The sequence below is a fragment of the Streptomyces sp. NPDC014991 genome (assembly GCF_043080665.1).
Classification (GTDB): Bacteria; Actinomycetota; Actinomycetes; order Streptomycetales; family Streptomycetaceae; genus Streptomyces.
The window spans coordinates 583,383-603,869 of sequence record NZ_JBIBVY010000001.1; the positions used below are offsets into that span (position 1 = coordinate 583,383).

Sequence of the window (20,487 nt, forward strand, 5' to 3'; positions counted from 1 at the left end):
CCCCACCTCACCGCACCCCACACCGGGAGGACCGCATGCTCCGCCGAACGTTGCGCCTGCTCACCGCCGCCGTCACCACGGCCGTCCTGGCCCCGCTCGCCGTCGCCACCGCACCCACCGCCTCCGCCGCCGCCGACACCTGCGCGGTGAAGTCACGGCCCGCGGGCAAGGTGCTCCAGGGCTACTGGGAGAACTGGGACGGCTCCGCCAACGGCGTCCACCCGCCCTTCGGCTGGACCCCGATCACCGACTCCCGCATCCCCGCCCACGGCTACAACGTGATCAACGCGGCCTTCCCGGTGATCCGTTCGGACGGCACGGCCCTGTGGGAGGACGGCATGGACTCCGGCGTGAAGGTGGCCACGCCCGCCGAGATGTGTCAGGCGAAGGCGTCCGGCCAGACGATCCTGCTCTCCATCGGCGGCGCGGCGGCCGGCATCGACCTGTCGTCCTCGACGGTCGCCGACCGCTTCGTGGCGACCATCGTGCCGATCCTGAAGAAGTACAACTTCGACGGCATCGACATCGACATCGAGACGGGCCTCACGGGCAGCGGGAACATCGGCCGGCTCTCCGCCTCCCAGGCCAACCTGATCCGCATCATCGACGGCATCCTCGACCGGATGCCGTCCGGCTTCGGCCTGACGATGGCCCCGGAGACCGCGTACGTCACCGGCGGCAGCGTCACCTACGGTTCGATCTGGGGCGCGTACCTGCCGGTGATCAAGAAGTACGCGGACAACGGCCGCCTGTGGTGGCTGAACATGCAGTACTACAACGGCAGCATGTACGGCTGCTCCGGCGACTCCTGGTCGGCGGGCACGGTGCAGGGCTTCACCGCGCAGACCGACTGCCTGGACAAGGGCCTGGTGGTGCAGGGCACGACGGTCCGGGTGCCCTACGACAAGCAGGTCCCGGGCCTGCCCGCCCAGCCCGGCGCGGGCGGCGGCTACATGTCCCCCTCCCTGGTCTCCCAGGCGTGGAAGCACTACGGCACCTCGCTCAAGGGTTTGATGACGTGGTCGCTCAACTGGGACGGCTCGAAGAACTGGACGTTCGGCGACAACGTCAAGGCGCTCCAGGGCCGTTGACCGGACAGCTCGGCCGCCGGCCCCGCCTCCCGGCGCCGGCGGCCACCGCGTCCTGTTCCCGCGGTTCCGCCAGGGCCCTGACGGCCGGCCGGAGCAGCGCGGCCGTGCGGTCGGCCGGGGCGTCCCTCAGCGGGGGCGGACCGAGGAGCTGACGGCCGATGGTGACACCGAGCAGGGTGGTGACGTCAGCGCGGCGCGCAGCTCGGGGTCCGCGCCCGCGGGCAGGGCGGCGGCGACGGCGACGGCGACGGCCTGCCGGCCGAGGGTGTCGCGGAGGTGGTCGGCGGTTGCCGGGCCGGTGAGCACGGACCGCACCATCGTCGGCGCGCCCTCGGGAAGACCGCCCAGTTCGAGGCCGAGCGCGGCCGGCGGCTGTTCGACGAGCGCGTCGGCGTCGGTGGCCGTCGGCAGCGCGGAGAACGTCCGCGCGGCGCGGTCGCTCCCGGCTTTCCCCCGTGCTTCGAGGGGCGCGAGGCGCTACGCGCGGGACACCGGGCGGCCTGGGGCGCCGGTCCCGCCCGGGTGCGGGAGATCAGGCAGGTCGCGGTGCTCGGCAGCGCCGACCCGGAGGTGCTCGTGGCCGAGCACGTCGTGGTGGGGACGCTGCCGCCCGGGGAGACGGCCTTCAGCGTCCCCGGCCTGCCGGCCCTCCACGTCCGCGACGGGCTGCTGATCCGGGTCCGCGACCACATGGACGGCGCGGATGTCGCCGCCGCGCGGGCCTGAACGGCACAAGACCCGTCCGGCGGCCCGAACAGCACAGGGCCCGCCCGCCTCCCTGAGTCCGGGAGGGCGGGCGGGCCCGGGTGGCCGGTGCGGCCGGGGTCAGCAGCCCAGCAGGCGGCTGGCCAGGTAGCCCTCGATCTGGTCGAGGGACACGCGCTCCTGCTTCATGGTGTCCCGCTCGCGCACGGTCACCGCGTTGTCCTCGAGCGTGTCGAAGTCGACGGTCACGCAGAACGGCGTACCGATCTCGTCCTGGCGGCGGTAGCGGCGGCCGATGGCGCCCGCGTCGTCGAACTCGATGTTCCAGTTCTGCCGCAGGGCCTGGGCGAGGCCCTTGGCCTTCGGGGACAGCTCCGGGTTGCGCGACAGGGGGAGGACGGCCACCTTCACCGGGGCCAGACGGTGGTCGAGGCGCAGTACCGTCCGCTTCTCCATCTTGCCCTTGGCGTTGGGCGCCTCGTCCTCGACGTAGGCGTCGAGCAGGAAGGCCAGCATGGTGCGGCCGACGCCCGCCGCGGGCTCGATGACGTACGGCGTCCAGCGCTCGCCGGCCTCCTGGTCGAAGTAGGAGAGGTCCTGGCCGGAGGCCTTGGAGTGGGCGCCGAGGTCGTAGTCGGTGCGGTTGGCGACACCCTCCAGCTCGCCCCACTCCGAGCCGCCGAACCGGAAGCGGTACTCGATGTCGGCGGTGCGCTTGGAGTAGTGGGAGAGCTTCTCCTTCGGGTGCTCGTACCAGCGCATGTTCTCCTCACGCAGGCCCAGCCCGGTGTACCAGTTCCAGCGCTGCTCCATCCAGTACTCCTGCCACTGCTCGTCCTCGCCCGGCTTGACGAAGAACTCCATCTCCATCTGCTCGAACTCGCGGGTGCGGAAGATGAAGTTGCCAGGAGTGATCTCGTTGCGGAACGACTTGCCCATCTGGGCGATGCCGAACGGCGGCTTGCGACGCGAAGTGGTCTGCACCTGGGCGAAGTTGGTGAAGATGCCCTGGGCGGTCTCGGGGCGCAGGTAGGCGACGGAGCCGGAGTCCTGGGTCGGACCGAGGTGGGTGGAGAGCAGGCCGGAGAACTGCTTGGGCTCGGTGAACTGGCCCTTGTTGCCGCAGTTCGGGCAGTTGACGTCCGCGAGGCCGTTCGCCGGGGCGTGGCCCTTCTTCTCCTCGTACGACTCTTCCAGGTGGTCGGCACGGAACCGCTTGTGGCACGAGGTGCACTCGGTCAGCGGGTCCGTGAAGGTGGCGACGTGACCGGAGGCGACCCAGACCTCGGAGGCCAGGATGACGGACGAGTCGATACCGACCACGTCCTCGCGCGACGTCACCATGTAGCGCCACCACTGGCGCTTGATGTTCTCCTTCAGCTCGACACCCAGCGGTCCGTAGTCCCAGGCGGCACGCTGTCCGCCGTAGATCTCACTGCACGGGAAAACGAAGCCACGGCGCTTGCTCAGGCTGACGATGGTGTCGATCTTGTCGGCGGCCACGGTGCTCTCTTCATTACGACGACGGGCGTTGAAGCGAGATGCTTCCAGCGAATGATTCAGGTTACCGGCGCATGCTCCCCCACGACCAAATCGGCCCCCGCGAAGACCGACTGGTGAGCGTAGTTGACAACGGTTTCCATGTTTGTTGAAAATGACTGTCATGAACGTACGACGACGCCTCATACCCGCCGCCGCGGCCGCCGCGGTCGCCGCCCTCGGGGCCGGCACGCTGTCCGGCTGCTCCGGCGGCACGGCGGTCGTGGCCAACACCAGCAAGTTCGACGTCGTCGCGTCGTTCTACCCGATGACCTTCCTCGCCGAGCAGATCGGCGGGAAGCACGTCCACGTCACCACGCTCACCTCCCCCGGCCAGGAGCCGCACGACCTGGAGATCAGCCCCCGCCAGATCGCCCAGCTCGAGGAGTCCGACGCCGTCCTGTACCTGAAGGGCCTCCAGCCCTCCGTCGACGAGGCGGTGGCCCAGTCCCCGGTCGGCACCAAGATCGACGCGGCCGGCCTGACCACGCTTGAGGAGCACGGCACCGAGGTCGGCGGCCACGCGGCCGGGAACGACACCCACCAGGACGGCGAAGGGGCGGGCAAGGACCCGCACATCTGGCTCGACCCGGTGAAGTACACCCAGGTCGCCGAGGGTGTCGGCAGGGCCTTCGAGAAGGCCGACCCCGAGCACGCGGCCGACTACCGGAAGAACACCGCGACCCTGGCCGGCAAGCTGGGCGCCCTGGACCTCGAGTTCCACCAGAGCCTCGCGCACACCCGGAGCAAGGTCTTCCTCACCACGCACGCCGCCTTCGGCTACCTCGCCGAGCGCTACGGCCTCACCGAGGAATCCGTAAGCGGCCTCGACCCCGAGTCCGAGCCGAGCGCCGCGCGCGTGAAGGACCTTGAGCGGACGGCCCGCGCCGACGGCGTCAGCACCGTCTTCTACGAGACGCTCGTCAGCGACAGGACCGCACGGACCCTCGCCCACGACACGGGCCTGCGGACCGACGTCCTCGATCCGCTCGAGGGCATCACCGACAGGTCCCGCGGCAAGGACTACTTCGCCGTCCAGCAGGCCAACCTCAAGGCGCTCCGCCAGGCCCTGGGCGCCAAGTGACCGGCACGGAAGGCAGGATCATGCGAGAGCCCGTCATAGCCCTGCGGGGAGTGAGCGCCGAACTCGGCGCGCGCCCCGTGCTGCGGGGCATCGACCTCACCGTCGGCCGCGGCGAGGTCGTCGCCCTGCTCGGCGCCAACGGCTCCGGCAAGTCGACGGCGATCCGCACCGTCATCGGCCAGGTGCCGGTCAGCGGCGGCACCGTCGAACTGTTCGGCACCCCGCGCCGGTCCTTCCGCGACTGGGCGCGCGTCGGCTACGTACCGCAGCGCACCACGGCCGCGGGCGGGGTCCCGGCGACCGTGACCGAGATCGTCTCCTCGGGCCGGCTGTCCCGCACCCGCTTCGGCGTCTTCCGCAGGGCCGACCGGCAGGCCGTGCACCGGGCCCTGGAGCTGGTCGGCATGGCCGACCGCGCCAAGGACTCCGTCGACGCCCTCTCCGGCGGCCAGCACCAGCGGGTGCTGATCGCCCGCGCGCTGGTCTCCGAGCCCGAGCTGCTGATCATGGATGAGCCGATGGCGGGTGTCGACCTGGCCAGCCAGGAGGTGCTGGCGCGGACGCTGCGGCAGCAGGTCGAGGCCGGTACGACCGTCCTGCTGGTCCTGCACGAACTGGGCCCGCTGGAGCCCCTGATCGACCGGGCGGTCGTCCTGCGGGACGGCTGCGTGCTGCACGACGGCCCGCCGCCCCGCGCGGTCGGCCAGCACGCGCTGCCCGGCCACGACCACGTACACCCGCACGCACCGGCGGGCACCGAACCGATCCGCACGGGACTGCTGAGCTGATGGAATTCCTGGACTACGCCTTCATGCAGCGGGCGCTGCTCGCGGCCGTGCTGGTCGGCATCACCGCGCCCGCGGTCGGCATCTACCTGGTCCAGCGCCGTCAGGCGCTGATGGGCGACGGCATCGGACACGTGGCCATGACCGGCGTCGGCCTGGGCTTCCTGCTGTCCACGTCCCCGGTGTGGATGGCGACGGCGGTCTCGGTGCTCGGCGCGGTGCTGATGGAACTGATCCGCTGGTACGGCAGGACCCGCGGCGACATCGCCCTGGCCATGCTGTTCTACGGCGGCATGGCCGGCGGCGTGATGCTGATCAACCTCGCGCCGGGCGGCTCCAACGCCAACCTGACCTCGTACCTGTTCGGCTCGCTGTCCACGGTGTCGCGTTCCGACGTGAGCACGATCTGCGTCCTGGCCGCCTTCGTGCTGCTGGTCACACTGGGCCTGCGCCGCCAGCTGTTCGCGGTCAGCCAGGACGAGGAGTTCGCGCGGGTCACGGGCCTGCCGGTGCGCGCGCTCAACCTGCTGACGGCGGTCACCGCGGCGGTGACCGTCACGGTGGCCATGCGGGTCGTCGGCCTGCTGCTGGTGTCCGCGCTGATGGTCGTGCCCGTGGCCGCGGCGCAGCAGCTCAGCCGCAGCTTCACCGTCACGCTGGTGATCGCGGTGGCGATCGGGGTGGCCGTGACCGTCAGCGGCACGGTCACCTCCTACTACCAGGACGTCCCGCCGGGTGCCACGATCGTCCTCCTGACCATCGCCGCTTTCGTCGCGCTGACCGCCCTGGCCGCCCCGCTGGCCAGGCGACGCGCCCGCGCGGCAGCCGCGGCCCAGCCCGCGGGCGACCCGGCGGAGTGCTCGATTCCGGCTACGCGGGGTGCCGGGGACCAGGTCGGCGCCTGACCGCTGTCGGTGCGGACTGGCACAATGGCCCGGCAGACGCCAGACGTGAGGAGGCAACCGGTGACCACCGCTGGACCGCCCGTTAAGGGCCGCGCGACCCGACAGCGTGCAGCCGTGGCGGCGGCCCTGGACGAGGTCGACGAGTTCCGCAGCGCGCAGGAACTGCACGACATGCTCAAGCACAAGGGCGACTCGGTCGGGCTCACCACCGTCTACCGCACGCTCCAGAACCTCGCCGAGGCCGGCGAGGTCGACGTCCTGCGCACCTCCGACGGCGAGTCCGTCTACCGCCGCTGCTCCACCGGCGAGCACCACCACCACCTGGTCTGCCGCGCCTGCGGCAGGGCGGTGGAGGTGGAGGGCCCGGCCGTCGAGAAGTGGGCGGAGGCGATCGCCGCGGAACACGGGTACGTGAACGTGGCGCACACGGTGGAGATCTTCGGCACGTGCGCCGACTGCGCGGCGGGCTGAGCGCACCTCCACGGCCGCGGGTCCGTCGTGGCCGTTCGCGCGGCTGCCCGCGCCCCCTCGGGCCGCCGGCTCAGTCCCGGCCGAAGCAGCGCTCCAGTTCGTCCAGGTCGTAGAAGGCGCTGTTCCTGGCGACGGGACGGCAGCCGGCCCTGAAAGCCGTCTCGTTCTCGTTGTAGAGCATGCGGACCAGGTAGCGGTCGCCCTTCTGGAACACGTCCCACTGGATGTTCGCGCCCAGCGGGGAGACCGAGGCGCCGCGCCACGGGTTGCCGGCGTACGTGTACGGCTCCCCCGGTGCCGCCGGCCGGGTGCTGCCCGGCAGGCCCATCAGCGCGGCCAGCGGGATGAGCTCCTCGGCGTGGGTGAAGCGCAGCTCGGCCCCGAGGTCGCTGGTCCCGGCGCGCTTGGCCTCGGCCTGCTCGAAGAGGTCGTCGAGCAGGACGCCGGCCATCCTGTAGGTGATGTCGCTGTCCGAGAAGCCGGGGCCCTTCTCGTAGAAGTCCTCGGCGTCGCCGAGGTAGCCGAACCAGGCCGCGTCCGTGCGGGAGAGGTAGCGCTCCAGGCCCCAGCCCTCGCCGTCCGGGCTCTCCTCGCTCATCGCGGGGGCGATGGCGTACAGGTCGTAGACGGCCTGGGCGGCGCCGGCCGGGTCCTGGATCCGTGCGACGAAGGAGTCCGTGAAGATCTTCCGCAGGACGCTGCGGGCGGCCTGCCGCGTGCGGTCCTGGCCGGTGATGCCGTTCAGGGTGTCCTTGAGGCGCTGGTCGTGGTCGATGTAGTCGCGGTAGGCCGCACCGCCCGCCGCCTTGTGGAAGTACAGCAGGTCCTTGTCGGTGCGGGTCGGCCCGATCAGCGGCCTCAGCGCGGGGTCGGCGTCGGCGAGGGCGCCGGCGAACACGTTGCCGCTGTCCACGGCCCGGCCCTGGCCGGAGCTGACGACGTCGATCTTCTCGCCGTCGCGGGCGATCGTCGCGAACAGGGAGGGCAGCCGCTTGTGCATGCGGGCGGCGGTGTCCGCCAGCTCCTGCCGGCCGCGCCCGCTGAGGCTGCCGTAGCCGGTCTTCGCCATGGCGGCGAGCAGCGCCCGCACCCGGGGCCCGAACTCCTCGCCCTTGCGGGTGAGTTGCCCCTCGGCCTCCGCCTCGTCCCACAGCGCGAGGATCAGATCCCCGTCCTCGCTGTCGGAGGCCGCGCGCGAACCGTGCCGGGAGACGTTCTCGGTGAGGACGGGAACGAAGCCGGCCGGGGGCCTCTGGTAGTCGCGCGGGTTCCGCTGGGGCGCATAGGGCGCCTTGGTGCCGTAACTCTCGCGGTGTGCGGGGCCGTCGTCGGCCGCGTGCGCGGGCAGGGCGGCGAGCAGCAGGGCGCCGAGGGTGAGGACAGGGGTGAGGCGTCTCATGATCCGCATCCTCGGCGGCCCGTGTGAACTCCCGGTGGCTACGAGGTGGAGTCGCCCCTCATGGCGGCCTCCATGGCCAGCAGTTCCTCGTTCGGGACGGCGCCGCCGAAACGCCGGTCGCGGGAGGCGAACTCGACGCAGGCCCGCCACAGGTCACGGCGGTCGAAGTCGGGCCACAGCACGTCCTGGAAGACCATCTCGGCGTACGCGCTCTGCCAGAGCAGGTAGTTGGAGGTGCGCTGCTCGCCGCTCGGACGCAGGAACAGGTCGACGTCCGGCATGTCCGGGTAGTACAGGTACTTCTGGATGGTCTTCTCGTTGACCTTGGCCGGGTCCAGCCGGCCGGCCTTCACGTCCTCGGCGAGGGCCTTCGCCGCGTCGGCCAGCTCGGCCCGGCCGCCGTAGTTCATGCAGAAGTACAGGGTGAGCAGGTCGTTGTCCTTGGTCTGCTCCTGGGCGACCTGCAGTTCCTTGGCGACCGACTTCCACAGTCTGGGCATCCGGCCCACCCAGCGCACCCGGATGCCGAGCGAGTCGAGCTGGTCGCGGGTGCGGCGGATGAAGTCGCGGTTGAAGTTCATCAGGAAGCGGACCTCGTCGGGCGACCGCTTCCAGTTCTCGGTGGAGAAGGCGTACAGGGAGATGTTGCGCACACCGACCTCGATGGAGCCCTGGAGCACGTCCAGCACGCGTTCGGCGCCGACCTTGTGCCCCTCGGTGCGCGGCAGCCCACGCTCCTTGGCCCACCGGCCGTTACCGTCCATGACGATCGCCACGTGCTCCGGGATCAGCTCGGCCGGGAGCTTCGGCGGGCGGGCACCGGACGGATGCGGCTCCGGCGCCGTGTACTCGCGCCGCTGGCGCCCCAGGAACCCGCGTACCACCATGTGCTTCTCGTCTCCTCGACCGTGGACTACTTCTCTACGTACCGCAGGGAGCGCAGCCCGCGCTCCAGATGCCAGTGCAGGTAGGCGGACACCAGTCCGCTGCCCTCGCGGACGTAGCGCGCCTCGCACGCGTCCGCCGTCTCCCAGTCTCCCGTAAGCAGCGCCCCCAGCAGAACCAGGGTCTGCGGGGACGGTACGACGCTGCCGGGCATCCGGCAGTCGACACAGACGGAGCCGCCCGAGGCCACGGAGAAGAACCGGTTGGGGCCGGGCATGCCGCACCGCGCGCAGTCGCCGAAGCTGGGCGCGTACCCGTTGACGGCGAGGGACCGCAGCAGGAAGGCGTCCAGGACGAGGTGGGGTGCGTGCTCGCCGCGGGCGAGCGTCCGCAGGGCCCCGACCAGCAGCAGGTACTGCTGTACGGCCGGCTCCCCCTCGTGGTCCGTGAACCGCTCGGCCGTCTCCAGCATGGCGGTGCCCGCCGTGTACCGCGCGTAGTCGGTGACGATCCCCCCGCCGTACGGCGCGATCGTCTCGCTCTGGGTGCACAGCGGCAGGCCGCGCCCGACCAGCTCGCTGCCGCGCGCGAAGAACTGCACATCCACGTGGGAGAACGGCTCCAGCCGGGCCCCGAACTTCGACTTGGTGCGCCGCACCCCGCGCGCCACCGCGCGTACGCGTCCGTGACCACGGGTGAGCAGGGTGATGATCCGGTCCGCCTCACCCAGCTTCTGGGTGCGCAGCACGATGCCGTCGTCGCGGAACAGACTCATGCCCCCATTCTCGCCCATGCGGCGAGCGGCCCGGGGACACCGGGCACTTTCCCGCCGCCTGACGGAACCACTCGGGACGACGCCGGCGCAGGTCGTCCATCGCGGGCAGGAAGCCGCGGAGTGCCTTCTGTACGGGCGCCATGGAGAACTCGTCGAACTCCAGGGTGCGGTGTCCGAAGGTGACGCGCGTGATGAAGTGACGACTGTCGTCCGAGAATCCTCCCTGATCCGTGACGGTGACCGTGCGGACCGTTTTGGACGAGGTGGCGAGGGACACGTCTTCGAGCGCGGAGTAGGGAATCCTCATCAAGGCCGAGGAGCTCAGACACAGGTGGGTGTCCGTGCAGGCCATCGCCCCCTTCTCGGCGTAGCCGATCAGGCGCTCCGCTCCGGAGGCACCGCATCTCTCCCTCAGCCGGCGGCCTCCGGGGTCGCCGTCGGGCAGGACGGTGATGCCCTGCCGTGCCAGCACCAGGCGCAGCGCGTCGACGAACTCGGTGGGTTCGGCGCGCTGCTGCTCGATATGGGCGTCGACCTGCCGCATGTCGTACCCCCAGATCCACCTGACCGACACGGTGCGGAAGTGGGGTGACCGGGCCCGCCACCCGAGGCGGGGATCCTCCACGGTCGCGAGGACGCCGTCCAGCTGCCGCTTGACCGCGCCGATCCGGTATCCGCCGCCCTTGACGGTGTCGAACGGGAACTCTGCGGAGAGGGCGGCCGAACGGGGTGCCGGGCCCGTCCCGGCGTGCGGGACGGGCCGGGGCGGTGCCTCCTGTGAGCCCTTGTCAGCGCGGTTGCGGACCCAGGACTCCTCTCCTGCGGCATTGTGGTCGGCGCACTGGGGCCGTGGACACCCCAGCCTCCGGAGGCGGTCCCCGGCCTCCTTCGCGATCCGGTCGAAGGTCAGCGTCGGTCCCGCCCCGGCGACCCCGTGCTCCAGGACGTCGATCAGGGCACCGGTGAAGTAGGGGTAACCGTGGGGTGGCGAGAACGAGAGTTCCGTCCTCGACGTGGATGTCATGATCCAGCTGGCGAAGCCGCTGTCGCCCGGCCCGCTGCCCTCCCCCGCGTCCGGTTCGCTCACCAGGTGGCCCAGAGCGGTGGCGGAGTCCCCCATCGGAATGGCCAGGCCGCTGTAGCAGCAGTCGAGGAGCATGACGCGACGTCGTGCACCATGCCCCGCCCTTCTGGCGAGGCCGAGCAGCAACGAATACGGCAACGCCCCGATCTCCACGTGGTCCCTGTCCGCCTCGGCCAGCGCCAGGTGCAGCTGATCACCGTTGTGCTCGCGCCGCCCGTGCCCCGCGAAGTAGACGAGAAGAGTGGCGGTCGTCGCCTGCCCGGCGTCGCGCACCGCCTTGAGGATGTCGTCCGCCGAGGCCCGGCCGCCGACGACGGTGACGTTGCGCCGGGGCAGGCCCCAGACCTCGCGGTCGCACAGCAGCTCGGCCAGTCTGCCGACACCGGCTTCGACACCGGGCAGGGGGTCGAGCTGCCGGTAGTCGTGCACGCCGATGAGCACGGCGTGGCTCTGTCCCGGGTCAGGCAGTGGCACGGCCGGGCGTCCCCTCGTCCGGCGCCGGGAGGAGGCCCAGCGCCCGCGCCACGCGCGCGGCGTCCTCCGGTGTCTCCTCGTCGATGAGGTAGCGTTTCCCGCCGTACTCCACCACCAGCCGCGCGGACGCCTGCTCACGCCGGGGCAGCGCGGCGCGGAAAGCGCCGAACAGCGCGATCAGGCCGGTCAGGAACGAACCGGAGTCGACGGCGAGGCTGATCCAGTCCAGCGCGCCCGGTGACATAGCGCCGTCGGGGGCCGGGACGCGCGTCCACCGTACGACGACGGAACGCCCCAGCCGGCGGTCTTCGGTGATCCAGCCGGCGAAGGACTCCGTCCATCCCCCGCTGCCGTGCCGCTCTTCACCCACGCTGCCCCCGGGCGGACGGACGTGCGCGACTCTGACCTGTAACTCCATGTGAGAGGCCCCCTCTTGGCCGCGGACGTCCGCGACCGGATCAGAGTAGAGCGCGCCCGGCGCCCGTGTCCGGACATCTGGCGTGATGGAGTGACTGGCCGGCCGGCGGAGCTAGAGCGCCTCTCCGCGGCTGCGCGCGTTGGCGTACGCGGTGGCCGCGCTCAGCCGTTCGGCGAGCGTCGCCCCGCGCAGCGCCTCCGGCTCGGCGTCCCACTCCCGGCCTCCGCCGTAGGGTTTCACCTGTACGTACGGCCCCTCGTGCCCCATGACGACGCCGACCCGGCCGGTACGGGTGTCGACCACATGGCTGCCGGCGGGAGGCTTCACCGCGCCACCCCCGGGGAAGCCGTCAGGGCCGCCGTGAGGCTCCGCGCGGTCTCCACCGAACAGCGGCCCAGTTCCACGAGCGGGCACGGCACCTCCCTCGCGAGACTCACCGGGTCGAGTCCCAGCGACGGGAGAACGACCCCGGCCTTCTCCAGAGCCGACCGCAATTCCCGCAACGTCTCCTCCGCCTCTTCGACAGCCCTCACTGTGCTTCCCTGCCTTTCCGGTTTTCACGCTTCGTGCACCCAGGGTGACGCTCCGCGTCCACACTCGGCAATCGCCCGCGCCCTACAAGCGCACGGCAGCTGAAGAGGGTTGGCCATGGCCGACGGTGCCCCTGATCGGATCGGCGGCGGAGGACTTCAGACGATGCGCGAGTACGACCTGAGCAACGCCCGCTGGAGCAGGAGCAGTCACAGCAACGGTGAGGGCGGCGACTGCGTCGAGGTCGCCGACGGGGTCCCCGGTGTCGTGCCCGTCCGGGACAGCAAGGTGCCCGACGGGGCCGTGCTGGTGGTCGGGGCCCCGGTCTGGGCGGAGTTCGTCGGCGCCTGACGGCCTGAGCGCACCGACTCGACAGCCCAGTTGCCGGTCGGCTCCGTCATTGGCCCGACCTCTGGCGACTGGGCCATTCGTGCATGCCGTCTTGACCGCCCCCACAGCCCCTCCTAAGGTCGCGCTACCGACCGGACGTAGGACGTAGGACGTCGTATCTCCCGCCCCTCCCCACCGACCTGCTGGAGGACCCGTGCGCGACGACGTGATTCCCGGCGTACCGGCGCCGCGCCGCCGGTCGTTCCTGAGGGGCGCCGGAGCGCTGGGGGCGGGCGCCGCACTGACCGCCTGCTCCGGCGGCCCGCAGTCCACGAACGACACCGGGCACGGGGGCAGCGGCAAGGAGCGGACGCTGACCGCCGTGATCGGGTACGGCAACGACGGCAGCTGGGACCCGACGCAGACGGCGTCGGCGTTCGCGATGGCCGCCAACAACCACGTCTACGAAGGGCTGCTGGACACCGACCCGATCACCCGGGTGCCGTATCCGGCGCTGGGCACCGAGGTGCCGGGGGATCCGGGCGCCACCCGCTGGCGGTTCACCCTCCGCCCGGGCGCCGTCTTCCACGACGGCAGGCCCGTCACCGCCGACGACGTCGTGTTCGTCTTCGAGCGGATCCTGGACCCGGCCACCCAGACTCTCGCCAAGGGGTTCTTCGCCGGCTGGCTGGACAGGGTGCGGAAGATCGACGCACGCACGGTCGAGCTGGTGCTCCGGTTCCCGTTCCCGGACGGGCTCGCCCGGCTCACCCTCGCCAAGATCATGCCGAGGCACGTCTTCTCCCGGCCGGGTGCCTGGGACGAGGCGGTCCGGGGGCTGGCCGTCGGCTCGGGGCCGTACCGGCAGACCGCGCACCACCCGAAGTCCAACACCACCTTCGAGGCGTTCGCCGCCTACAACGGCCCCCGCGAACCGGCCTTCACACGCATGAACTGGCTCACCATCGTGGACGCGGCCTCGCGCGTCGCGAAGATCTCGGGGACCGACGCCGGAGCGCAGATCGCCGACAACGTCCCCTACGCCAACATCCCGCGCCTGGAGCAGGGCGGGCTGAAGGTCGCGGGCGGCGCCGGGATGAACAACCTCTTCCTGATGTTCAACACCCGGCACAGGCCCTTCGACGACGTGCGGGTCCGCCAGGCGCTGCACCACGCCATCGACAGGGAGAAGATGGTGCGGGTGGCCCTCAAGGGGCACGGGAGACCCGCGTCCTCCTTCCTCGACGAGGGCAACCCCGCCTACCGGCCGGCCAGGACCGTCTACGGGCACGACCCGGAAAAGGCGAAGGCGCTGCTGAAGGCCGCCGGGGTGAGGAACCTCAAGGTCGAGATCCTCGCCGTCAACGTCAGCTGGATCGTCGACTGCCTGCCGACCGTCAAGGCCTCCTGGGACGCCATCGGTGTGGAGACCACCCTCGCCCCGCAGGAGACCACGGCCGTCTTCACCAAGATGGACCAGAAGCGGGACTACCAGGTCGTCGCCGCCGCCTCCAACCCCAACCAGTTCGGGCTCGACGCGGACCTGATCATGCACTACAACTACGGGCCCCAGAACCTGTGGATGCGCTACACCCGGTGGGCCGACGACCCCGTCGCCCGGCAGCTCTTCAAGGACATGGAGCGGGCGACCCGGGAACCCGACCCCGCGAAGAAGAAGGCCATGGTCCAGGACTACATCGACGTGGTCGCCGAACAGGCCGTGCTGTACCCGGTGGTGCACAACGAGCTGATGACGGCCTGGGACCCGCGCAGGCTCACCGGGATACGGGCCCAGCCGTACCCGGGCGTCAACCTGCTGCGCGCGCGGTGGACCTGACGGCATGACGGCCGTCGTACGCATTCTGCTCCGCCGGGTCGTCCTGCTCGTACCGCTGCTCCTCGGCATCGTGCTGTTCGTCTTCCTGGTGATGCGGTTCTCGGACGCCGACCCCGCGTCCGCGTTCTTCCAGGGCGCCAATCCGACCCCCCGGCAGCTGCACGACTTCCGGGAACGCAACGGGCTGCTGGACCCGCTGCCCGTGCGCTACGTCCACTTCGTCGGCGACCTGCTCCACGGCGACCTCGGCACCAGCGCCCTCACCCGTGCCCCGGTGGCCGACCAGGTCGCCACCGCGCTGCCGCTCACCCTCCAGCTGACCTTCCTCGGTCTCGCGCTCGCGGTCGTGGTGGCGCTGGCGGGCGGGGTGACGGCGGCCGTGTACCGGGACCGGGTGCCGGACCAGGTCATCCGGGTCGTCTCGCTGGTCGGCGTGGCGGCGCCGGGATTCTGGCTGGCGCTGCTGATGATCCAGTACCTGGCCGTCGACCGGGGCTGGTTCCCGACCGGCGGTTACGTCAACCTCGCCGACTCCGTCACCGGCTGGCTGCGGACCATGACCCTGCCCGCCGTCGCGCTGTCCCTGCCGGTGGCCGCGCAGCTGACCCGGATCGTGCGGACGTCGGTCGTGGAGGAGCTGGACAAGGACTACGTGCGCACCGCGATCGGCAGCGGCCTGCCGCCCCGGGTGGTGGTCGGCCGGAACGTTCTGAGGAACGCGCTGGTCAACCCGCTGACCGTGCTGGGGCTGCGCGTCGGCTACCTGCTGGGCGGTGCCGTCGTCATCGAGACGATCTTCTCGTTGCCGGGCATGGGCAAGCTGATGATCGACGCCGTGCAGAACGGTGACCCGGCCGTCGTGCAGGGGGTCGTCCTGACCACCGCCACCGGGTTCGTCGTCGTCAACCTCGTCATCGACCTCCTGTACCTGCTGGTCAACCCACGTCTGAGGGCGGGCTGATGATCACGCGTGCGCGTCTCACCGAGCGGCTCTCCCGGCCCGGCGTCCGGCTGCGCGGCTCGCGCCGGCTGCCGCTGTCGTCGAAGGCGGCCGTCTGCTTCCTGGCCCTGGTCGTCCTGGTCGCCGTACTCGCCCCGCTGCTCGCCCCGGACGACCCGCTGGACCAGCAGGACCCGGCCGGCGGCACCGGGCAGCCGTCCGCCGCGCACTGGATGGGGCAGGACAGCCTGGGCCGGGACGTCCTGAGCCGGCTGATGTACGGCGCGCGGTGGTCCCTCGCGATCGGGCTGGGCGCCACCGGACTGGCCCTGGTCGCCGGGGCACTGCTCGGGGCGCTCGCCGCCACCTCCCGCCGGGCCGTCGACGAGACGCTGATGCGCTGCCTCGACGTGGTGATGGCGTTCCCCGGCATCGCCCTCGCGGCCGTCCTCGTCGCCGTGTTCGGCGGTGGGATCGGCGTGCTGATCTGCGCCCTCGCCTTCCTGTTCACCCCGCCGGTGGCCCGCGTCGTCCGCGCCAACGTCCTGGACCAGTACGGCGAGGACTACGTCACCGCCGAACGGGTCATCGGCGCCCGCACCCCGCACATCGTGCTGCGGCACGTGGCCGTCAACTGTGCCGCCCCGGTGCTGGTGTTCTGCACCGTCCAGGTCGCCGAGGCCATCGTGTTCGAGGCGTCGCTGTCCTTCATCGGCGCGGGCGTACGACCGCCCGACCCGTCCTGGGGCAGTGTCATCGCCGACGGCAAGAACATGGTGCTGACCGGCGGCTGGTGGGCCACCGTCTTCCCCGGGCTGCTGATCCTGCTCACCGTGCTGTCGCTGAACATCCTGTCCGAGGGCGTCTCCGACGCCTGGGCGGCGCCCGCACCGCGCGAGGTGGCGGCGCCACCGGACCGGCTGGAGACACCCGAGCCCGGCAGCGGCGAGGTGCTCCCGCTGCCCGGCCTGACCGAGGCCGCCCGGCGGCTGCGCTCCCGGGCCCGGCCGCTGCCCTCCCGGGACGGGCAGCCGGTGCTCGCCGTGGAGAACCTCACCATCGGCTTCCCCGGCCGGCACCGGGGCGTGGACATCGTGGCCGGGGTCGGCTTCGAGCTGTACCCCGGCGAGGTGCTGGGCCTGGTGGGCGAGTCGGGCTGCGGGAAGTCGCTGACCGCGCTCACCGTCATGGGCCTGCAACCCGAGGGGGCGCGGGTCCGGGGCCAGGTACGGTTCCGGCAGCGGGACCTGCTCGCCGAACCGGCGCGGGCCCGGCGGCGGCTGCTCGGCCACGAGATGGCCATGGTCCACCAGGACGCCCTGTCCGCGCTGAACCCCGCCATGACCGTCCGCGCCCAGCTCCGGCAGCTGGTCCGGCGCGGAGGCCGCCGCAGCCCGCGCGAACTGCTGACGCTGGTCGGCCTCGATCCGGAACGCACCCTGCGCAGCTACCCGCACGAACTGTCCGGCGGGCAGCGCCAGCGCGTCCTCATCGCCATGGCCCTCTCCCGCGACCCGTCCCTGATCGTCGCCGACGAACCCACGACGGCCCTGGACGTCACCGTGCAGGCCCAGGTCATGGAACTGCTGCTGCGGCTGCGCGGGGAACTGGGCTTCGCGCTGCTCCTCGTCTCGCACGACCTCGCGCTCGTCGCCGACGTCACCGACCGGGTGGTGGTCATGTACGGCGGGCAGATCGTGGAGAGCGGGGTCACCTCCGACCTGGTGGCCGCGCCGGCCCACCACTACACGCGCGGCCTGCTCGCCAGTGTGCTGTCGCTGGAGTCCGCCGAGGAACGGCTGGCGCAGATCAAGGGGGTCGTACCGGCTCCCGCCGGGTTCCCCGCGGGCTGCCGCTTCGCCGACCGCTGCCCGCTCGCCGGCGAGGTGTGCCGTACGACCGCCCCGGTCCTCGCGGGCGCCCCCGCGCACACGGCCGCCTGCCACCACCCGGCGGTGGACCTGACGTCGGCGTGGAGCGAGGAGGCCCGGCCGTGACCGCTGTCGTCGAGGTACGGGACGCGCACGTCGTCCACCGGGCACGCGGCGGCGGCCTGTTCCGGCGCGACCGGGTGTACGCGCTGACCGGCGCCACCCTCGCCGTCGGTGCCGGTGAGACGGTCGGCGTGGTCGGCGAGTCGGGATGCGGGAAGTCGACGCTGGCGAAGGTGCTCGTGGGCGTCGAGCGGCCGGCCCGCGGAACGGTGTCGTTCCGGGGCCGGGACCTGTGGACGATGCCGCCCGCCGAACGCCGGGCCACGGTGGGCGCGGGCGTCGGCATGGTCTTCCAGGACCCGTCGACGGCCCTGAACCGCCGGCTGACCGTCCGCCGTGTCCTGCGCGATCCGCTGGACGTCCACGCACGCGGCACACGGGCCGAACGGGAGGACCGGGTGCGGGAACTGATGGGTCTGGTCGGCCTGCCCGGGGCCCTCGCCGACGCCGTGCCCGGGCAGTTGTCCGGCGGGCAGCGGCAGCGCGTCGCGATCGCCCGCGCGCTGGCCCTGGACCCCGTCCTGCTCGTCGCCGACGAACCGACCAGCGCCCTGGACGTCTCGGTCCGCGCGCAGATCCTCAACCTGCTGCTCGACCTGCGGGAACGCCTCGGCCTCGCCATGGTGTTCGTCTCCCACGACATCCAGACGGTGCGGCGGATGAGCGACCGGGTGATCACCATGTACCTCGGCCGGATCGTGGAGGAGACCCCGGCCGGCCACGTCACCCACGCCGCCCGGCACCCGTACACCCGCGCCCTGTTCTCGGCCACGCCCGGCCTGCTGGACCCCGTCGAACCGATCCCGCTGACCGGGCCGGTGCCCTCGGCGACCCGGCCGCCGAGCGGCTGCCCGTTCCGCACCCGCTGCCGGCAGGCGGACGCGGTGTGCGCCGAGGCGATGCCGGACTTCTCGGCCGCGTCGCAGCCGGGACACCGCTACCGCTGTCACCATCCTGTGGAGGAGGACCAGCCGACCCGCGACCCAGCTCGCCAGGAGCCCCGATGACCTTCCCCGTCCCGCTCACCGGTGTCGTCCCGCCCGTCTGCACGCCCCTGACCCCGGAGCGCGAGGTGGACGTGCCCTCGCTGCTGCGCCTGGTCGGGCACCTGGTGGAGGGCGGGGTGCACGGGCTGTTCCTGCTCGGCTCCACGTCGGAGGCGGCCTTCCTGACGGACACGCAGCGCAGCCGGGTGGTGGCGGCCGTGACGGCTCACGTGGCCGGTCAGCTGCCCGTCCTCGCGGGCGCCATCGACATGACCACCCCGCGGGTGCTCGAACACGTGGCGGCGGTCACCGCGGCCGGCGCGCAGGCCGTCGTCGTCACCGCGCCGTTCTACGCCCGCACCCACCCCGCGGAGATCGTCCACCACTACCGCCGGATCGCCGCCGCCAGCCCCGTCCCGGTCATCGCCTACGACATCCCCGTCGCCGTGCACACCAAGCTCCCCGCCGACCTGGTGCTGGGGCTCGCCGGGGACGGGGTGCTGGCCGGCGTCAAGGACTCCAGCGGGGATCTGGCCGCCTTCCGTGAGGTCGTCACGGGCGCCCGCGCCCACCCCGGGTTCAGCGTGCTGACCGGCTCCGAGCTGATCGCCGACGCGGCCCTGGCGCTGGGCGCCGACGGGGCCGTGCCGGGGCTGGCCAACGTCGACCCGCACGGCTACGTCCGCCTGTACCGGTTGTGCCGGGCGGGTGACGCGGAGGGCGCGCGGGCCGAACAGGAGCGGCTGTGCGCGCTGTTCGGGCTGACCGGGGCCGGGGACCCGGCGCGGATGGGCGGCAGCTCGTCGGCGCTGGGCGCGTTCAAGGCGGCACTGCACCTGCGGGGCGTCATCGACTGCCCGGTGACGGCCGAGCCGCAGGTGCCGCTGTCCGGCGAGGAGGTCGAGAGGGTCGGCAGGTTCCTGGCGGCGGCCGGACTGCTCGACCCCGGCTCTCAGGGCAGCGGGATCCTGCGGAACTCCAGCGACTCGTACGGACTCTGACCGCCGGTCTCGTACAGGACACCGACGGTGCCGGGGCCGAGCTGGACCAGGTCGGAGTAGGCGGCCGGGCGGTCCGGGAGGGTGAGCAGCCGGGTGAAGGTGTGACCGGCGTCCGTGCTGGACCACAGGGCCAGGGCGCGGCGGGCGGTCGGCACGGACGGCGCGGAGAACAGCAGCGGGCCACCGGGGCGCTGGAGCCGCAGGACGCTGCCCTGGACCACCGGGACGTCGTTCAGGGCCGGCTGGACGGCGTAGGGGCGGTCCAGGGTGCGTCCGCCGTCGGACGAGTAGCTGTCGAGGCGGTTGCCGGGGGCGGTGCCGTCCTGGTCGCGGGAGCTGAGGTACAGGCGGCCGTCGGCCAGTTCGGCGGCGCTGGTCTCGTCGGCGTCGGTCACGCCGTCGTAGCCGGCGTCCACGCCCAGGTGCCAGGTGCGGCCGGAGTCGTCGCTGTAGAGGGCGTGGCCGCCGTGGTAGCGGGGCTCCTGGCCGGTGTCCCGGGAACCGGCGGGCGGGGCGGCGGAGTGGTTGGCGGGGACCAGCAGGCGGCCGGCGTGCGGGCCGCGGGTGAGGGCGACCGCGTGGCCGGGGCCGGTGGCGTACCAGCGCCAGTCCGGGCGCGTCACCCCGGCCGTGATGTCCCGGGGGACCGTGAAGTGCCGGCCGTCGTCCACGCTGCGTTGCACGAACACCCGGCGGCCCCGCTCCGGGGAGACCTCGCCGCGCATGATCTGCGCCTGGGTGACGGCCCCGCTGTTGGCGCAGGTCACCAGGACGACCGCACCGGTGCGCGGGTCGATGACGGGCACCGGGTTGCCGCGGGTGTCACCCCGCCCGGCGGTCACGACCGCCGGCGGGCCCCAGGTGCAGCCGCCGTCGGTCGAGCGGCGCAGCACGACGTCGATGTCCCCGGTGTCGCCCACACCGTCCCGCCGTCCCTCGGCGAAGGCCAGGACGGTGCCCTGCCGGGTGACGACGACCGCGGGAATCCGGTGCGCGGCGTAACCGTGCCCGGAGACGTAGGGCACGGAGGAGACGCACCCGACGGGCGAGGCGTACGCGGGCGACGGCACGCCGCACAGGCCGAGCAGACCCACCCCGACGAACAACCAGCGGCACAGTCCGATCACCTCCTGATACTCCCCACATCCACCGACCCACCCCTCCACGGGACCCGAACGAGCGAGGACCAGCGGGGGGGGGCGGCCGGGCGGGCGCCGGGCAAGCGGGACCCGGAATCCCCGGACAGCGGCCGG

22 protein-coding genes are annotated in these 20,487 nt (G+C 72.3%); 12 read left to right on the forward strand and 10 right to left on the reverse strand.

Features of this window, described 5'->3' with window-relative positions; translation table 11 throughout:
- The first annotated feature begins 35 nt into the window (after positions 1-35).
- Positions 36-1,091, forward strand: a complete 1,056-nt coding sequence (locus tag ACF1BE_RS02610) for a chitinase (protein ID WP_392197142.1) — start codon at positions 36-38, stop codon at positions 1,089-1,091.
- Positions 1,092-1,217: 126 nt separating this feature from the next.
- Here the strand turns inward: ACF1BE_RS02610 and ACF1BE_RS02615 are convergent, their stop codons facing one another.
- A complete protein-coding gene (locus ACF1BE_RS02615; protein ID WP_392197143.1) occupies positions 1,218-1,397 on the reverse strand; it encodes a hypothetical protein in 180 nt (59 codons plus the stop codon).
- Here ACF1BE_RS02615 and ACF1BE_RS02620 point away from each other — a divergent pair.
- Positions 1,368-1,817, forward strand: coding sequence for a nuclear transport factor 2 family protein (locus ACF1BE_RS02620; protein WP_392197144.1), 450 nt, complete (start codon positions 1,368-1,370; stop codon positions 1,815-1,817). The genes ACF1BE_RS02615 and ACF1BE_RS02620 overlap by 30 nt on opposite strands.
- Before the next feature lie 99 nt (positions 1,818-1,916).
- Here ACF1BE_RS02620 and ACF1BE_RS02625 read toward each other — a convergent pair whose 3' ends face one another.
- Complete coding sequence (locus ACF1BE_RS02625; protein WP_392197145.1) at positions 1,917-3,299, reverse strand: glycine--tRNA ligase; 1,383 nt, start codon at positions 3,297-3,299, stop codon at positions 1,917-1,919.
- A 160-nt stretch (positions 3,300-3,459) separates the two neighbouring features.
- Here ACF1BE_RS02625 and ACF1BE_RS02630 point away from each other — a divergent pair, with 160 nt between their 5' ends.
- The 4 genes from ACF1BE_RS02630 to ACF1BE_RS02645 are packed head-to-tail and all read left to right on the forward strand — an operon-like array spanning position 3,460 to position 6,580.
- The gene (locus ACF1BE_RS02630; RefSeq protein WP_392197146.1) at positions 3,460-4,419 is read left to right on the forward strand and encodes a metal ABC transporter substrate-binding protein; all 960 of its coding nucleotides are present in this window, start codon (positions 3,460-3,462) and stop codon (positions 4,417-4,419) included.
- 20 nt (positions 4,420-4,439) lie between these two features.
- Positions 4,440-5,207, forward strand: coding sequence for a metal ABC transporter ATP-binding protein (locus ACF1BE_RS02635; RefSeq protein ID WP_392197147.1), 768 nt, complete (start codon positions 4,440-4,442; stop codon positions 5,205-5,207).
- Positions 5,207-6,109, forward strand: coding sequence for a metal ABC transporter permease (locus ACF1BE_RS02640; RefSeq protein ID WP_392197148.1), 903 nt, complete (start codon positions 5,207-5,209; stop codon positions 6,107-6,109). The genes ACF1BE_RS02635 and ACF1BE_RS02640 overlap by 1 nt, the downstream gene beginning before the upstream one ends.
- A gap of 60 nt (positions 6,110-6,169) precedes the next feature.
- Positions 6,170-6,580, forward strand: coding sequence for a Fur family transcriptional regulator (locus tag ACF1BE_RS02645; protein ID WP_121788903.1), 411 nt, complete (start codon positions 6,170-6,172; stop codon positions 6,578-6,580).
- A gap of 70 nt (positions 6,581-6,650) precedes the next feature.
- Here ACF1BE_RS02645 and ACF1BE_RS02650 read toward each other — a convergent pair whose 3' ends face one another.
- The 7 genes from ACF1BE_RS02650 to ACF1BE_RS02680 form a co-directional block, all read right to left on the reverse strand.
- Complete coding sequence (locus tag ACF1BE_RS02650; RefSeq protein WP_392197149.1) at positions 6,651-7,979, reverse strand: histidine-type phosphatase; 1,329 nt, start codon at positions 7,977-7,979, stop codon at positions 6,651-6,653.
- Between the two features lie 38 nt (positions 7,980-8,017).
- On the reverse strand, positions 8,018-8,866 hold the full coding sequence (locus tag ACF1BE_RS02655) for an isoprenyl transferase (protein ID WP_392197150.1): 849 nt from the start codon (positions 8,864-8,866) through the stop codon (positions 8,018-8,020).
- A gap of 26 nt (positions 8,867-8,892) precedes the next feature.
- Positions 8,893-9,639 (reverse strand): DNA repair protein RecO, encoded by a 747-nt coding sequence (gene recO / locus ACF1BE_RS02660; RefSeq protein WP_392197151.1) that lies wholly within the window; start codon positions 9,637-9,639, stop codon positions 8,893-8,895.
- Positions 9,587-11,197, reverse strand: a complete 1,611-nt coding sequence (locus ACF1BE_RS02665; RefSeq protein ID WP_392197152.1) for a caspase domain-containing protein — start codon at positions 11,195-11,197, stop codon at positions 9,587-9,589. Before ACF1BE_RS02665 ends, recO begins: the two co-directional genes overlap by 53 nt.
- Positions 11,184-11,615 carry a hypothetical protein gene (locus ACF1BE_RS02670; RefSeq protein WP_392197153.1) on the reverse strand — a complete coding sequence of 144 codons (432 nt, stop codon included), beginning with the start codon at positions 11,613-11,615 and terminating at the stop codon, positions 11,184-11,186. Before ACF1BE_RS02670 ends, ACF1BE_RS02665 begins: the two co-directional genes overlap by 14 nt.
- A 111-nt stretch (positions 11,616-11,726) precedes the next feature.
- Positions 11,727-11,942, reverse strand: a complete 216-nt coding sequence (locus ACF1BE_RS02675) for a hypothetical protein (RefSeq protein WP_392197154.1) — start codon at positions 11,940-11,942, stop codon at positions 11,727-11,729.
- A complete protein-coding gene (locus ACF1BE_RS02680) occupies positions 11,939-12,148 on the reverse strand; it encodes a hypothetical protein (RefSeq protein WP_392197155.1) in 210 nt (69 codons plus the stop codon). Before ACF1BE_RS02680 ends, ACF1BE_RS02675 begins: the two co-directional genes overlap by 4 nt.
- Before the next feature lie 163 nt (positions 12,149-12,311).
- On the opposite strand from ACF1BE_RS02680, the gene ACF1BE_RS02685 reads away from it, so the two are divergent.
- The 6 genes from ACF1BE_RS02685 to ACF1BE_RS02710 all read left to right on the forward strand — a co-directional run bounded on the left by ACF1BE_RS02685 (position 12,312) and on the right by ACF1BE_RS02710 (position 19,234).
- Positions 12,312-12,497: a DUF397 domain-containing protein gene (locus ACF1BE_RS02685; protein ID WP_392197156.1), complete on the forward strand. Its 186-nt coding sequence runs from the start codon at positions 12,312-12,314 to the stop codon at positions 12,495-12,497.
- Positions 12,498-12,690: 193 nt separating this feature from the next.
- The gene (locus tag ACF1BE_RS02690; protein ID WP_392197157.1) at positions 12,691-14,313 is read left to right on the forward strand and encodes an ABC transporter substrate-binding protein; all 1,623 of its coding nucleotides are present in this window, start codon (positions 12,691-12,693) and stop codon (positions 14,311-14,313) included.
- Between the two features lie 4 nt (positions 14,314-14,317).
- On the forward strand, positions 14,318-15,274 hold the full coding sequence (locus tag ACF1BE_RS02695; protein WP_392197158.1) for an ABC transporter permease: 957 nt from the start codon (positions 14,318-14,320) through the stop codon (positions 15,272-15,274).
- Positions 15,274-17,250 carry a dipeptide/oligopeptide/nickel ABC transporter permease/ATP-binding protein gene (locus ACF1BE_RS02700; protein ID WP_392197159.1) on the forward strand — a complete coding sequence of 659 codons (1,977 nt, stop codon included), beginning with the start codon at positions 15,274-15,276 and terminating at the stop codon, positions 17,248-17,250. The genes ACF1BE_RS02695 and ACF1BE_RS02700 overlap by 1 nt, the downstream gene beginning before the upstream one ends.
- Positions 17,247-18,254 (forward strand): ABC transporter ATP-binding protein, encoded by a 1,008-nt coding sequence (locus ACF1BE_RS02705; RefSeq protein ID WP_392197160.1) that lies wholly within the window; start codon positions 17,247-17,249, stop codon positions 18,252-18,254. The genes ACF1BE_RS02700 and ACF1BE_RS02705 overlap by 4 nt, the downstream gene beginning before the upstream one ends.
- Positions 18,251-19,234, forward strand: a complete 984-nt coding sequence (locus tag ACF1BE_RS02710; RefSeq protein ID WP_392197161.1) for a dihydrodipicolinate synthase family protein — start codon at positions 18,251-18,253, stop codon at positions 19,232-19,234. Before ACF1BE_RS02705 ends, ACF1BE_RS02710 begins: the two co-directional genes overlap by 4 nt.
- Here the strand turns inward: ACF1BE_RS02710 and ACF1BE_RS02715 are convergent.
- Positions 19,186-20,328, reverse strand: coding sequence for an exo-alpha-sialidase (locus tag ACF1BE_RS02715; protein WP_392197396.1), 1,143 nt, complete (start codon positions 20,326-20,328; stop codon positions 19,186-19,188). The two genes, ACF1BE_RS02710 and ACF1BE_RS02715, sit on opposite strands and share 49 nt — an antisense overlap.
- Positions 20,329-20,487: the final 159 nt, after the last annotated feature.

Coding starts and splice junctions, on each gene's coding strand:
- ACF1BE_RS02630 (WP_392197146.1), top strand. CDS start 3,460: ATGAACGTACGACGACGCCTCATACCCGCCGCCGCGGCCGCCGCGGTC.
- ACF1BE_RS02710 (WP_392197161.1), top strand. CDS start 18,251: ATGACCTTCCCCGTCCCGCTCACCGGTGTCGTCCCGCCCGTCTGCACG.
- ACF1BE_RS02650 (WP_392197149.1), bottom strand. CDS start 7,979: ATGAGACGCCTCACCCCTGTCCTCACCCTCGGCGCCCTGCTGCTCGCC.
- ACF1BE_RS02685 (WP_392197156.1), top strand. CDS start 12,312: ATGCGCGAGTACGACCTGAGCAACGCCCGCTGGAGCAGGAGCAGTCAC.
- ACF1BE_RS02640 (WP_392197148.1), top strand. CDS start 5,207: ATGGAATTCCTGGACTACGCCTTCATGCAGCGGGCGCTGCTCGCGGCC.
- ACF1BE_RS02670 (WP_392197153.1), bottom strand. CDS start 11,615: ATGGAGTTACAGGTCAGAGTCGCGCACGTCCGTCCGCCCGGGGGCAGC.
- ACF1BE_RS02610 (WP_392197142.1), top strand. CDS start 36: ATGCTCCGCCGAACGTTGCGCCTGCTCACCGCCGCCGTCACCACGGCC.
- recO (WP_392197151.1), bottom strand. CDS start 9,639: ATGAGTCTGTTCCGCGACGACGGCATCGTGCTGCGCACCCAGAAGCTG.
- ACF1BE_RS02655 (WP_392197150.1), bottom strand. CDS start 8,866: ATGGTGGTACGCGGGTTCCTGGGGCGCCAGCGGCGCGAGTACACGGCG.
- ACF1BE_RS02695 (WP_392197158.1), top strand. CDS start 14,318: ATGACGGCCGTCGTACGCATTCTGCTCCGCCGGGTCGTCCTGCTCGTA.
- ACF1BE_RS02700 (WP_392197159.1), top strand. CDS start 15,274: ATGATCACGCGTGCGCGTCTCACCGAGCGGCTCTCCCGGCCCGGCGTC.
- ACF1BE_RS02635 (WP_392197147.1), top strand. CDS start 4,440: ATGCGAGAGCCCGTCATAGCCCTGCGGGGAGTGAGCGCCGAACTCGGC.